Origin of the sequence: Acinetobacter sp. WU_MDCI_Abxc222 (assembly GCF_025514755.1) — a bacterium.
GTDB lineage: Bacteria > Pseudomonadota > Gammaproteobacteria > Pseudomonadales > Moraxellaceae > Acinetobacter > Acinetobacter geminorum.
Window position 1 is genome coordinate 1 of record NZ_JAHPVG010000014.1, and the last position, 13,588, is coordinate 13,588.

Annotated in this window: 14 protein-coding genes and 2 tRNA genes; 7 read left to right on the forward strand and 9 right to left on the reverse strand. The window is 41.0% G+C overall.

What is annotated here, in order from left to right:
- From KTJ10_RS16040 to tpiA, 4 genes are all read right to left on the reverse strand, one after another.
- Positions 1-72: transfer RNA gene (locus tag KTJ10_RS16040), tRNA-Met, on the reverse strand.
- Between the two features lie 39 nt (positions 73-111).
- A tRNA-Leu gene (locus KTJ10_RS16045) sits at positions 112-196 on the reverse strand.
- A gap of 56 nt (positions 197-252) precedes the next feature.
- Positions 253-582, reverse strand: coding sequence for a preprotein translocase subunit SecG (gene secG / locus KTJ10_RS16050; RefSeq protein ID WP_032005670.1), 330 nt, complete (start codon positions 580-582; stop codon positions 253-255).
- A gap of 12 nt (positions 583-594) precedes the next feature.
- The gene (gene tpiA / locus KTJ10_RS16055) at positions 595-1,389 is read right to left on the reverse strand and encodes a triose-phosphate isomerase (RefSeq protein WP_017481951.1); all 795 of its coding nucleotides are present in this window, start codon (positions 1,387-1,389) and stop codon (positions 595-597) included.
- 291 nt (positions 1,390-1,680) lie between these two features.
- Here tpiA and pilB point away from each other — a divergent pair, with 291 nt between their 5' ends.
- From pilB to coaE, 4 genes are read left to right on the forward strand one after another with little or no spacing between them, the layout of a single operon-like run.
- A complete protein-coding gene (gene pilB / locus KTJ10_RS16060; protein WP_262442428.1) occupies positions 1,681-3,393 on the forward strand; it encodes a type IV-A pilus assembly ATPase PilB in 1,713 nt (570 codons plus the stop codon).
- Between the two features lie 26 nt (positions 3,394-3,419).
- Positions 3,420-4,646, forward strand: a complete 1,227-nt coding sequence (locus KTJ10_RS16065; RefSeq protein WP_262442429.1) for a type II secretion system F family protein — start codon at positions 3,420-3,422, stop codon at positions 4,644-4,646.
- Positions 4,646-5,506 (forward strand): prepilin peptidase, encoded by an 861-nt coding sequence (locus KTJ10_RS16070; protein WP_262442430.1) that lies wholly within the window; start codon positions 4,646-4,648, stop codon positions 5,504-5,506. Before KTJ10_RS16065 ends, KTJ10_RS16070 begins: the two co-directional genes overlap by 1 nt.
- A gap of 1 nt (position 5,507) precedes the next feature.
- Positions 5,508-6,104 carry a dephospho-CoA kinase gene (gene coaE / locus KTJ10_RS16075; protein WP_005065869.1) on the forward strand — a complete coding sequence of 199 codons (597 nt, stop codon included), beginning with the start codon at positions 5,508-5,510 and terminating at the stop codon, positions 6,102-6,104.
- Here the strand turns inward: coaE and KTJ10_RS16080 are convergent.
- From KTJ10_RS16080 to KTJ10_RS16095, 4 genes are all read right to left on the reverse strand, one after another.
- On the reverse strand, positions 6,101-7,015 hold the full coding sequence (locus tag KTJ10_RS16080; protein WP_199977305.1) for a DMT family transporter: 915 nt from the start codon (positions 7,013-7,015) through the stop codon (positions 6,101-6,103). The genes coaE and KTJ10_RS16080 overlap by 4 nt on opposite strands.
- A gap of 36 nt (positions 7,016-7,051) precedes the next feature.
- Positions 7,052-7,801: a 23S rRNA (guanosine(2251)-2'-O)-methyltransferase RlmB gene (gene rlmB / locus KTJ10_RS16085; RefSeq protein WP_005065863.1), complete on the reverse strand. Its 750-nt coding sequence runs from the start codon at positions 7,799-7,801 to the stop codon at positions 7,052-7,054.
- 102 nt (positions 7,802-7,903) lie between these two features.
- The gene (locus KTJ10_RS16090) at positions 7,904-8,230 is read right to left on the reverse strand and encodes a pyrimidine/purine nucleoside phosphorylase (RefSeq protein ID WP_002115102.1); all 327 of its coding nucleotides are present in this window, start codon (positions 8,228-8,230) and stop codon (positions 7,904-7,906) included.
- Between the two features lie 76 nt (positions 8,231-8,306).
- Entirely contained in the window at positions 8,307-9,617 is a 1,311-nt protein-coding gene (locus tag KTJ10_RS16095) for a tetratricopeptide repeat protein (RefSeq protein WP_262442431.1), read from the reverse strand.
- A 114-nt stretch (positions 9,618-9,731) separates the two neighbouring features.
- Here KTJ10_RS16095 and recN point away from each other — a divergent pair, with 114 nt between their 5' ends.
- The 3 genes from recN (at position 9,732) to ruvX (ending at position 12,519) form a co-directional block, all read left to right on the forward strand.
- Positions 9,732-11,399, forward strand: coding sequence for a DNA repair protein RecN (gene recN, locus KTJ10_RS16100; protein WP_262442432.1), 1,668 nt, complete (start codon positions 9,732-9,734; stop codon positions 11,397-11,399).
- 125 nt (positions 11,400-11,524) lie between these two features.
- Entirely contained in the window at positions 11,525-12,079 is a 555-nt protein-coding gene (locus KTJ10_RS16105; RefSeq protein WP_002114753.1) for a YqgE/AlgH family protein, read from the forward strand.
- Positions 12,079-12,519, forward strand: coding sequence for a Holliday junction resolvase RuvX (gene ruvX / locus KTJ10_RS16110; RefSeq protein ID WP_032005685.1), 441 nt, complete (start codon positions 12,079-12,081; stop codon positions 12,517-12,519). The genes KTJ10_RS16105 and ruvX overlap by 1 nt, the downstream gene beginning before the upstream one ends.
- A 31-nt stretch (positions 12,520-12,550) precedes the next feature.
- Here ruvX and KTJ10_RS16115 read toward each other — a convergent pair whose 3' ends face one another.
- Positions 12,551-13,552, reverse strand: coding sequence for an HlyD family secretion protein (locus KTJ10_RS16115; RefSeq protein ID WP_002114928.1), 1,002 nt, complete (start codon positions 13,550-13,552; stop codon positions 12,551-12,553).
- Positions 13,553-13,588 lie beyond the last annotated feature (36 nt).

Sequence of the window (13,588 nt, forward strand, 5' to 3'; positions counted from 1 at the left end):
AGCGGGAGCTGGATTTGAACCAACGACCTTCGGGTTATGAGCCCGACGAGCTACCAGACTGCTCCATCCCGCATCAAAAAACTGCTTGCACTCAACTTTCTGGTTCAAAGTTGGTGCGGAAGGGGGGACTTGAACCCCCACGCCCGAAGGCACTACCACCTCAAGGTAGCGTGTCTACCAATTCCACCACCACCGCAGCTTGTGGGACGCATTCTAGTCCTTCCCACTGCAAAAGGAAAGCCCTATTTCGAATTATTGACTCGATTTCGGTGCATTTGGTGAAGTTTCAGGCGATGTCGTTTGAACTGGCGCTGTCGTTTGTACAGTTTTCAAACTATATGCCTCAGTCGTCTGTTTTTTTGCGAAAACAGCGAGAGTTAAACTCGTCACAAAAAACAACGCTGTTAAGATAGCAGTAAGTCGAGTAAGGAAGTTCCCTGAACCTGAAGCACCGAATACAGTTGCTGCTCCGCCACCGCCGAAAGAAGCACCGGCATCAGCACCTTTACCGTGTTGCACTAGAATTAAGGCAATCATCAGTACCGCTAAAATAATATGTACGATCAGTACAAAAGAGTGCATACCCTATCCTCGTTATTTACTTTGTGCAAAGGCTTGTACAATTTGATAAAAAGATGCTGCATTTAACGAAGCACCGCCTACCAACGCACCATTAATATCTGGACATGCCGCTAATTCAACCGCATTTTCAGCTTTTACACTACCGCCATATAAAATCGCAATGTCTGAACCCGCTGAGGTAATCTGACTTAAACCTTCACGAATCTTAGCATGCATTGCCTGTGCATCTTGTGGAGAAGCAGTTTTACCTGTCCCAATTGCCCAGATTGGCTCATAAGCAATTACAATTTGCTTTTGCCACTGCTCAACAGTTACTACAGGAGCAATATCACAAATTTGTTGCAATACAACTTGTTCTGCCAAACCCTGTTCACGTTGTTCAAGACTTTCACCAACACAATAAATGACAGTCAAGCCCGCATTTAATGCATTTTGGAGTTTAGCTTTCAAAATTTCAACGTTATCGCCAAAAATATCGCGACGCTCAGAATGTCCAACAAGTACAAAATTAATTTGGCTATCTTTTAATAGTTCTGCGCTGACTTCGCCAGTATACGCGCCAGTACCCGCTACACGCGATACATCTTGTGCAACTGTATATACTGTTCTTGCAGCATCTTGCAATTGTGTTTGTACCATTGCAAGTGCAATAGAAACCGGAGCAACCCCTACATGACAGCTTTCATCTGCAATTTGGTTTTGTTGCAATAGTTGTTTAAATTCTTCTATAAGTTGTTTGGCATTGGCACGCATTGGGTTCATTTTCCAGTTGCCAACTACCCAAGGCGTAATCGTCGAACCCGACATACGGCTCACCTTTCATCAAAAATGCAGCACATTCTACACGCATTTATACAAATTTCAGATACTTTTCTTTAACGGCTTTGCCCATATCTTTTCTACTAATTGAAAACAGTTATAAAACTTTATTGAATCTAAAGAATCGTCTTTCAAAAATTAATGAATAAAAACTTCGACTAGTTCAAGCTTTGGCGAGTGGATCAAGACCAGAGCATCATTTTCTCAGGTAGTAATTTTAGATAACAAAAGTATAATTTTTTATATACCAATTATAAACATATGAGCACAGGTAGGCAGATGTCAGTCTTAAATACATCTCCAAAATTTTCGGGGTTTTTTCGGCGATTAGTCGAAGAAAAACATGTGTCGGCAGCGACCATGCAAACAGCATTAGATGCAGCAAAAAGAGCTAAACGGGATACGGTTGCGTACCTGATTGAAGAGGTTCATCTCTCCCCTTCTTTATTAGCAGAAACAATTTCTATTGAATTTGCTGAACCATATTTTGATCTGGATGTTTACGACACAAGCCAAATTCCCAAAGATTTGGTTGATCAGAAACTGATTTTAAAACATCGGGTCTTACCTCTTATACAAAGAGGACAGATTTTATATGTCGCGACCAGCAATCCAAGTAATATTGAAGCGATTGATGCCATTCGCTTTAATAGCAAGCTCATGGTTGAACCAGTTATTGTCGAGCACCATAAGCTTGAGAAAATTCTGGCGCAGCAATTTACCGAAGAAAGTAGCTTCGAATTTAGTGATGAAGAGTTTGATCTTGATGTAGATCTAGAAGCTCCACCCTCACAAGAGGATGAGGAAGAAACGCCTCAAGGCGATGAAGCACCTATTGTTAAATATATTAATAAATTACTCATCGATGCAATTCGTATGGGGGCTTCAGACTTACATTTTGAACCCTATGAGAAATCATATCGGGTCCGTTACCGAGTCGACGGCGTGTTGCGTCAGATTGCAAATCCGCCTTTGCAATTGGCTAACCGTTTAGCTTCTCGTTTAAAAGTCATGTCTCAAATGGATATTTCCGAAAAACGAGTGCCTCAAGATGGTCGTATCAAGCTTAAGTTATCAAAAACTAAAGCCATCGATTTTCGTGTGAACTCACTTCCAACTTTGTTTGGTGAAAAATTGGTTCTGCGTATTCTCGATCCATCTAGCGCAATGCTCGGCATTGATGCTCTAGGATATGAAGAAGATCAGAAAGCTCTTTTTTTAGAAGCACTCGATAAACCACAAGGTATGCTTTTAATTACAGGCCCTACAGGTTCTGGTAAAACGGTATCTTTATATACAGGCTTAAATATTTTAAATACTGAAAGCTCTAATATTTCCACTGCCGAAGATCCAGTCGAAATCAACCTTGAAGGTATTAATCAGGTTAACGTTAACCCAAAAGTAGGTCTTACTTTTTCGGCCGCACTGAAATCTTTTTTACGTCAGGATCCTGACATTATTATGGTCGGTGAGATTCGCGACTTAGAAACGGCTGAGATTGCGATTAAAGCTGCACAAACCGGTCACATGGTTATGTCCACACTGCATACCAATAGTGCTCCAGAAACACTTACACGCCTACGTAATATGGGTGTTCCATCCTTTAATATCGCAACGTCTGTCAATCTGGTGATTGCGCAACGTTTGGCGCGTCGGTTATGCCCGCAGTGTAAAATACCTGCCGACATTCCTAAACAGAGCCTAATAGAAATGGGCTTTACCGACCAAGATTTAACCCATCCCGATTTTCAAGTTTTTCAACCAGTAGGTTGTACTGAGTGTCGTGAAGGCTACAAAGGTCGAGTAGGTATTTACGAGGTGATGAAAGTTACACCTGAAATTTCCAAGATTATTATGGAAGATGGCAATGCTTTAGAAATCGCTGCTGCTTCTGAAAAACTGGGGTTTAATAATCTGCGTCGTTCAGGGTTAAAGAAAGTCATGCAAGGCGTCACTTCCTTACAAGAAGTCAACCGCGTGACTAGTGAATAAAAGACAATTTAAAATAAGGATAATTCATGACTGTCAAAAAGGCACAAATGATGCCGACTTTTGCTTATGAAGGGGTTGACCGTAAGGGCGTAAAAATTAAGGGCGAACTTCCAGCTAAGAATATGGCCTTAGCAAAAGTCACCCTACGCAAACAAGGTGTAACTATCCGTAACATTCGGGAAAAGCGTAAAAATATTCTTGAGGGTTTATTCAAGAAGAAAGTATCAACACTCGATATCACAATTTTTACTAGGCAACTTGCAACGATGATGAAAGCAGGTGTGCCACTGGTACAAGGCTTTGAAATTGTAGCGGAGGGTCTAGAAAACCCAGCCATGCGCGAGGTGGTACTCGGGATTAAAGGTGAAGTTGAAGGTGGTAGTACCTTTGCTTCAGCTTTAAGAAAGTATCCTCAACACTTCGATAACTTGTTTTGTTCTCTCGTAGAGTCTGGCGAACAATCTGGTGCGCTTGAAACCATGTTGGACCGTGTGGCAATTTACAAAGAAAAAAGTGAATTACTTAAGCAGAAAATTAAGAAGGCTATGAAATATCCAGCAACGGTTATCGTGGTTGCTGTGGTTGTTACCATTATTTTGATGGTTAAAGTAGTGCCTGTTTTCCAAGACCTATTTTCTTCTTTTGGTGCTGATTTACCAGCATTCACCCAAATGGTCGTGAACATGTCGAAATGGATGCAGGAATACTGGTTCATTATGATTATTGTGATTGGGGCAATTATTGCCGCATTTCTGGAAGCCAAGAAGCGTAGTAAAAAATTCCGTGATGGTTTAGACAAACTCACACTGAAACTACCTATCTTTGGTGATCTGGTTTATAAGGCGATTATTGCCCGTTATAGCCGTACTTTAGCCACTACGTTTGCGGCTGGTGTTCCGCTCATTGATGCGCTTGAGTCAACGGCTGGTGCAACCAATAATGTAATTTATGAAGAAGCCGTTATGAAAATTCGTGAAGATGTTGCTACTGGTCAACAACTCCAATTTGCAATGCGTGTTTCAAATCGTTTTCCATCTATGGCTATACAAATGGTCGCAATTGGTGAAGAATCTGGTGCACTAGACAGCATGCTCTATAAAGTTGCCACTTATTATGAAAATGAAGTTGATAATGCCGTTGATGGTTTAACTTCAATGATGGAACCTTTAATCATGGCAATTTTAGGGGTGCTCGTAGGCGGTCTAGTGATTGCGATGTACCTTCCAATTTTCCAAATGGGCTCAGTCATATAATGCAAGAAATTATTGCTTATTTTATTCAAAACTTAACTGCACTTTATATTGCAGTTGCACTATTGAGCCTATGTATTGGTAGTTTTTTGAATGTAGTGATTTATCGCACCCCGAAAATGATGGAACAAGATTGGCAGCAGGAATGTCAAATGTTGCTTAATCCCGAACAACCCATCATTGAGCATAAAAAGCTGACATTAAGTAAACCTGCTTCATCATGTCCAGAGTGTCATCAACCTATTCGTTGGTATCAAAATATTCCTGTCATAAGTTGGTTGATGTTAAGAGGAAAATGTGGCCATTGCCAACATCCTATTAGTATTCGTTATCCAGCGATTGAATTACTCACCATGCTATGTTCACTAGTCGTGGTTATGGTATTTGGCCCAACCCTACAAATGCTTTGGGGACTAGTGCTCACTTGGGTTCTGATTGCTTTGACATTTATAGACTTTGATACTCAGCTGCTACCCGACCGTTTCACTCTACCTTTGGCTGCTCTCGGTTTAGGTATTAATACCTTTAATATTTACACCTCGCCTAACTCAGCTATTTGGGGATATTTAATCGGCTTTTTATGTCTTTGGATTGTGTATTACTTATTTAAAGTGATTACAGGCAAAGAGGGTATGGGGTACGGCGACTTTAAATTACTTGCCGCATTAGGCGCGTGGATGGGGCCATTGATGCTGCCATTAATTGTGCTATTGTCATCTTTACTTGGTGCAATTATTGGCATCATTTTACTAAAATTACGTAATGATAATCAGCCTTTTGCCTTTGGACCATATATTGCCATTGCGGGTTGGGTTGCCTTTTTATGGGGTGATCAGATTATGAAAATTTATTTGGGAGGTTAAGATGGCTTTTATTCTGGGAGTCACAGGTGGTATTGGCAGTGGAAAATCTGCTGCAACACAATGGTTTGAATCCCAAGGAATCCAAGTCGTCGATGCCGATATTGTTGCTCGCGAAGTGGTTGAAAAAGGCCAACCCGCCCTCCAAAAAATCCAACAAACTTTTGGAGATTGGGTGCTTCAACCCGATGGCAATCTAGATCGTCGTGCCCTACGTGAATATATTTTTCAAAACCCTGAAGCAAGACAAACACTTGAGAAAATCACGCATCCAGCCATTCGCCAATCCATTATTCAACAGCTACAAAACCCAAAAAGTCCTTATGTGATTTTAGTTTCACCACTACTTTTTGAAACCAACCAGCATGAATTGGTTAATCACACTCTATTAGTTGATGCGAGTGAACAAACTCAAATTCAACGTGCAAGCCAACGTGATGGGCAAAATCAAGAACAAATCCAGAAAATTATTGCAGCTCAAATGCCGCGCGAGCGTAAACGTGAACTTGCCAATGACATTGTATTTAATGACGGATTACTCGAACATTTATATCAGCAATTAGAGCCTTTACATCAAAGCTATTTGAAGCGCGCCAACTAGTTTTGCTTATTTTGCTGCTGAATCTTTTGTGCCAAGCTATCTTGTCGAAACCAGCGCCAAGGTTGTAAGGCACCGATTCCCATTCCAACCAAGCCCACAACAATTGATGGACTTAATAACTCGCCAAGTAAAGGTACAGCTAAAATGGCAGCAATAAACGGCGCCAAAGTGACAATACTTCCCGTTTTAAAAGCACCAAGTCGCTGAATGGCTGCCACATAAGTCAAAGTTGCGATAATAACGACAAACACACCGTGGAAAATGCCCTGTATCGCTAAATGAACAGGACTCACTTCCATGAAGTGTTTAGGCAAAAATAACGCATAGATGGGTAAATAAATAATTGCAGACCAAATCGCAACACTTGCCATAGAGTGCCATGCAGAAAGTTTCCACTGTTTAAGTAATACAGTGAAAATGCCCCACCAAATCGCACTAATAAAAAGAAGCAAATCCCCCACACCAAAGGCCGAAGCATTACCTTGCAACATCAACACACTCATGAGAGCCAAGGCAGTAATCATAATTGCCAGACTCACCCATGTATGCTTATCAAATGGTTGTCTAAATAAAATGTATGCTGCAATTGCAGTACAAATTGGAATACAACCATTTAAAAAAATGGCAGCATGCGCAGCGGGAGCATAGAGAAATGCGGTGTAGACGGTAAGACAATAAATGACTCCACCAATAAGCGCCAAAATAACAGCGTGCTTACTCCACAAAAAAGCGAGATCTTTCTTATAGATCAGAATCGGCATCAAAATCAGGAAGGCGATAGCAAAGCGCAGTGCAGCAATGTCCCAAGCACTGATGTGCCACTGTGCATTTAAACGGGCAAAAAGTGTAAACCCGCCCCAAATGCACATGGTCACTAATACAAAAAAATAACCTTGCTTACGGGGAGACATATGAAGACTGCTTACAAAACTAGAAAGGCAGCTAGATTATACCTCAGAACGCTGACGACAAGCCTCATAAAGTGCCATACCCGTTGCCACACTCACATTTAGGCTTTGTAAATTTCCAGACATCGGAATATAAACTTTATGATCACACTGTGCCTGTGTAATTGGGCGTAAACCCGTATCTTCTGCTCCCATTACGATCACGACTGGACCAGAGAAATCACATTTTTGAATTGGCATTGCACTTTCATCAAGCATAGTGCCAATAACACGTGTATGAGTTGTCTCTTTGAGATGGGCTAATGTACGAGCCAAATTTGTTACTTGAATGAATTTAACTTTCTCAGCTCCACCCGCTGCAACTTTACGAGCTGTTGGGGTTAAACTTGCCGAACGATCACGAGGCACAATCACCGCTTGCACGCCCATTGCAGCAGCGGTACGAATGCAGGCTCCTAAGTTATGCGGGTCTGTTACCTGATCTAATGCCAGCAATAAAGAATCTGGAGTTTCAGCCAAAATCTGATCTAGATCTTTTTCATTTAAAGTCGGATGCGGACGTACTGCTGCAACCACGCCTTGATGAAACGGTAGACCTGCAAGCTTTTCGAGACTATCACGGCTTGCTTTTTGTACACTAATTCCAAAAGGCTCTGCCAATTGCAAAATCTTTTGCAAACGCTGGTCATCCCGTCCTTTTAAAGTAAACAGGGTTAGCACACGTTCCGGCTCAAGTTCTAACAATGACTCCACTGAATGAACGCCATAATAATATTCCGGTTTTGCCATGCATGACCTCTAACAACGTTTGAGCAAAAAAATAAAAATCCTGCAAAGCCAACTTCACAGGATTTCTTTGGGCATAGTGTACCCGATTTGAATAGGAATTTCTTAGCCTTCTAAATGGCACACGTAATCGAGCACTTCATCAGTTTCGATTTTAAAAAGACTATTACCAGGCACATAAAATGATTGGCCTGCACGGAACAACTCACTTTCATTACTGTCCGCAATTGTTACACGGCATTCACCTGAAATAATTTCCATACGCTCAGGAACATGAGTTTCAAAAGTTAAAGCTTGCTCAGTCGGCAAAATAACACCTAGTGTTTTCTTCGTTCCATCTTCAAATTGCACGGTATGGCTGATACATGCTCCACCAAAATAAACGTTTGATTTTTTGATGACCGTTACATGATCAAATTGGGTTGAACTCATGCACACTCTCCAGATAATGCCGTATTTATATAAATTATGATGAATGTAGTTTAATTGTGCCTAAATAACTAATCAATCAGTTTTCATACGGATAGACTTGTAATTTCCACTGCTGTGCCTGAATTTTTTTGGCAAAAGCATAAGGTAAGTTAATCTCAATATTTCGACTACTCGACACAATTGCATCGTATCTGCAAACTTCGACCTGATTTTCATCTAGGAGTATCCAACATACTCTTTGTGCAGTTGGATGGGCAACTGCTGTAGCAATTATTGGTGAACCGTCATTCATTCCTACATGAAAATTTTCACTGTCGTTTTGCATTAACGCCAGATCATAAGCAGGAAAATCGATAGCATCTGAATCAAATTGCTGACTATCGTGTATAAGCACACTTTGTTTTAAAGTCGGCCAAATACAATAGCGCAAATAATGTTGATCCATCACCCGATTATCCAGATAACGTCCGGTGGCAACATAATCCCTGATATGTGCTTCAATATTATGAAAAATCCCTGTACACCCGCCCCACATTCCAGCCAAAATTAACTCAGTATGAGAATAATTATCACGCATTAAGTGAAACCATTTATCACTCTTGAGCCACGCATCTACAGCTGCTTTTTCGCGGTGCGAGACAATGGAGTCGGCATCACGTATCAGAAAACGCTTAATTGTCGGATCATCCATTACCAAAAAGCGCCAGAACAGACCAGATAGCTGTTTTTGAGAATCTGTAACCTGAATAACTTGCGCACCCTTCTCTTTTAAACGCTGTTGCACCAGTACTGGCACCGTATCATCGACATAAAAGCGACACGTCCATTCAGGATAAATTTGTTTGGCTAACTGAATATTTAAAATAGAGGTTTCACAATAGCGAGGGTTTGCCCCAAACAAAGAAAAAGCAATAATATTTTCTTGAGGGTTTGCACTAAAGGTTGGTGGTACCTGATCTGGAATTGCCAAAACAGGTTCGCTCTTCGCTAGTTCTTTTTTGGTTGCAATTGCCAAACGTCCAAATTTGATTGTTTCTTCTTTTTTCTTTAAATGATGACAAACTTCTGTGAGTCCATCATATAAATTTGTATTTACGTTAGCTCCACTTGCTTGAATCGCTTGTAAATAATGTTGATGGGCATCGTTATAACGGCCTAAGCGCAATTCGGTATAAGCTAAATCTGATAAGGCACCAGCATGCTTGGGAACTAAATTAACAGCTTGTTTAACATGTTGATAAGCTTTGGCATAATCCCCTTGTGCTGCTGCCTGTTTAAATGCATTAAAATGCTGATTTAAAATTTTATTCATTTCCGCAGGATTATTTTTTTTATGGCGGTTGATCATCCCTATTGGTGGTTTCGGTAAGCTTAATGTTTTTTTCATTGTAAATATCCGCAATCTTGCTGTTCTATAATTTCAGTTAGAATAATAGATCACTTGTAGCAAATTCAAAACTTCTCTATCTTTAACCCATAATTTGGCGCGTTGGATGCGTTTATGCTCACACATTTAACTTTAATTAATTTTGCATTAGCTGATCATTTGGCTATTGATATAGAACAAGGATTTAATGTTCTAACAGGCGAAACAGGTGCCGGAAAATCATTATTACTGGATGCACTCTCTGCCTGCCTAGGGGAACGTACAGATACAAATTATGTCCGTTATGGTTCGGACAAAGCGGATATCACCGCTGTTTTTACCTATCAGAATAATAGTCCTGAAGCAAAATGGCTCCAAGACCACGAGCTAGATGATGATTCTGGGGAAATTCATTTACGTCGTGTGATTTTCGCAACTGGACGCAGCAAAGCATGGGTTAATGGTCGCCCGAGCAGTCTCTCTGAACTCAAAGAGTTAGGCCGTTTGCTGGTTCAACTCTATAGTCAGCACAGCCAGCAGCAGCTGCTTGAACCGCCTTATCCAAAGCATTGGCTAGACCGTTATAACAATTTTTATGCTGAAGCGAACGATGTACGTGAAGCCTATAGCACATGGCAACGTACCATCCGTTTGCATCAAGCAGCCTTAGATGCACAGGCAACCCGACTGCAACGTATTGGTACTTTAGAGCATCAAATTGAAGAACTCGAAGAGGTCATTCAAACTGACTATAAAGAAATTGAGCAAGAGTTCGATCGCCTCAGTCATCATGAACATATCATGCAAGACTGTAGCTACAGCTTAAATGTGTTAGATGAAGCTGAGCAAAACATTACTCAAGAAATGTCTTCGATTATTCGCAGATTAGAATCCCACGCGGGCCGCAGCGAACAACTTTCCGAGATTTATAATTCTTTATTGAATGCTCAAAGTGAAATAGATGATGCCACATCAAATTTACGTCAATTTATTGACCGTCAGAGTTTCGATCCTGAACGGATGGAAGAACTGAACTCCAAGCTAGAGGTTTTCCATCGACTTGCTCGTAAATACCGTACTCAACCAGAAACACTTAAAGAAGAGTACGAAACTTGGCAAAGTGAGCTTGAGCAATTACATAAGTTAGAAGACCCTGAAACTCTGGCTGAACAAGTAGAAAAGTCACATCAAGAATTTTTAGAAAAAGCCCAGCATTTAGACCATATTCGTCGTGAAGCTGCTGCCCCACTTGCTAAACAATTAACCGAACAAGTTAAACCTTTAGCGCTGCCAGAGGCACATTTCGAGTTTAAGTTTGAACCACTAGAGCAACCTACCGCTGAAGGCTTAAGCTTTATTCAACTATTATTTACTGCCAATAAGGGTATTCCTCCACAACCATTAGCACGAGTAGCTTCAGGTGGTGAACTTTCACGTATTGCACTTGTCATGCAAGTCATGAACGCTGAAAAAACAGAAGCAGAAGTTTTGGTATTTGACGAGATTGATGTCGGGATTAGTGGTGGAACCGCAGAAGTTGTGGGACGTTTACTTGCTGACCTAGCCCAACATGTTCAACTTTTATGTATTACTCACCAAGCACAAGTTGCTGCTCAGTCAGATCAGCATTTATTAGTGAAGAAACAACAAACTGATCCAGCCAGCAGTACCATTGTACAACTTGATGAAAATCAAATTATTTCTGAGTTAGCACGCATGTCAGGCGGTGTTGAAATTAATGAAACAACCTTGCAACACGCTAAACAATTACGCCAACTTAAATTTCAGGCTTCTTCAAATTAATAAAGAAAATGAGAGAAAAAGATTGGCGAAAACCGATTAACTCTTGTATGTTGATAAAAAGAACCTATATAGATAAAAGGGTCGAGAGACCCTCTAGTGACATTTTTTGAGGGAGAACCGCTTAGGTGACCAAACAATATCTGACTCACCGTTGTCTGATTGCCCCGCCAGAAATGGCAGATGACTTTTTCGCAAACACTGTAATTTATCTTGCCCGTCATGATGAAGAAGGTGCTCAAGGCATTATTATTAACCGCCCTTCCGGCATTCAAATTAAAGAATTACTCAATGATCTCGACATTGAAGCAGACAATGTAAATCCACATGTGGTTTTACAAGGTGGGCCATTACGTCCCGAGGCTGGATTCGTTCTTCATACTGGACAACCGACATGGCATTCATCTATCGCTGTAGGTGAAAATGTTTGTATTACCACCAGTAAAGATATTCTTGATGCGATTGCCCATAATGAAGGTGTTGGTCGATATCAAATTGCTTTAGGATATGCGAGCTGGGGTAAAAACCAGCTAGAAGATGAAATTACACGCGGTGACTGGCTCATTTGTGATGCCGATATGGATCTGATTTTTAACCTGCCTTATGACGATCGTTGGGATGCAGCTTATAAAAAGATCGGTGTAGATCGTGCATGGTTAGCATCTGAAATCGGACATGCTTAATGACCGAAACACAATCAAACTCGATTATGGCTTTTGACTTTGGTACTCAAAAAATGGGAATGGCGATTGGCCAGTCTTCAATTGAAAGTGCCAATCCTCTCCCTCTATTTGTGATGAAAGATGGTATTCCAAACTGGGATCAACTCTTAAAAATCGTGAAAGAATGGCAACCTGATCTATTTTTGGTTGGTTTGCCTTTGAATATGGATGATAGCGAGTCAGAACTTTCTACACGTGCTCGCAAATTTGCGAGACGTTTACGCCATCAAACCAATATTGAAACATTAATGGTAGATGAGCGTTTAACTACACGTGAAGCACGAGAAGAACTCGGTTTCTACCAAGAGCAAGGTCGAGCAAAAAAACTTTCTGCAGATAGTTTTGCAGCCGCCTTACTCATTCAGAGTTGGTATCGAAATCCGGTCGGTTTAACCCCTTAATATTAAAAAGGAAGGCTAAAGCCTTCCTTTTTTATTTTTCGATAATATGCACAGTTGCCGTACGTCCAGAAACAAAAGCAAGCTGGTTCTTTGGTGTTTCATCTAATACGATTTTCACAGGCACACGCTGCGCTAAACGAACCCAACTAAACGTTGGATTTACATTGGCAAGAAGTTTAGAGCTGCTTGAGCGTTCACGATCTTCAATACCCGATGCAATACCTTGTACATGGCCTTTAATTTTCTGGCTATCACCCATTAACTGTACACTGGCCTGATCACCAACATGAATACGGTTTAACTTCGTCTCTTCAAAATAGCCCACAACATAGAGTTGTTTACGGTCAAGTAGTGCTGCAACAGCCTGACCAACTTGAACATAGTTACCTGGGCGCATATCAAAGTTAGATAAAGTACCATCAGCTGGGGCAATTACCGCAGCACGATGCATATTAAGCTCAGCCAAATGCAAATTACTCGTTGCCGCCTCAATCAGAGCCTGTTGTTGCTTAACAGTTGCTTCCGCTTGTTGAATAGCAGCTTGGAGTTGCTCATGTTCAGCATGAGATTGATCACGAGTTGCGAAAACTTGATCTTGTTCTTGCTTAGAGATAGCGCCATCCATAAGGTTTGAATAGCGGCTTGCGTTTTTCTCGGCTAACTTAATATTCGTATCTGATTTAATCAGGTTCGCTTTTGCTTGTGCTAAACCAGCTTGCGCTTGGGCAAAAGCTGCATTTGCTTTTGCTAAATCAGATTTTGCCTGCTCTACATCTAAAGCTCGGCGAGAAACATCAATTTTAAAGAGCACCTGACCTTTTTTCACAGTCTGGTTATCTTGAACCAATACTTCTGTCACAAGCCCCGCAACATCCGAAGATACTTGAATAACGTCACCACGAACTCGACCGTCGCGTGTCCACGGCGCCGCATTATAGTAATTCCATAAATGCACAATGGTATAGACTGCCACCATTAATGCGACAATCAAAATTACTGGACGGATGACTTTTTTCAAATCCACCTGATTCATTTCACTCACCTAACTCAATCTTTAATTTCGCAAACA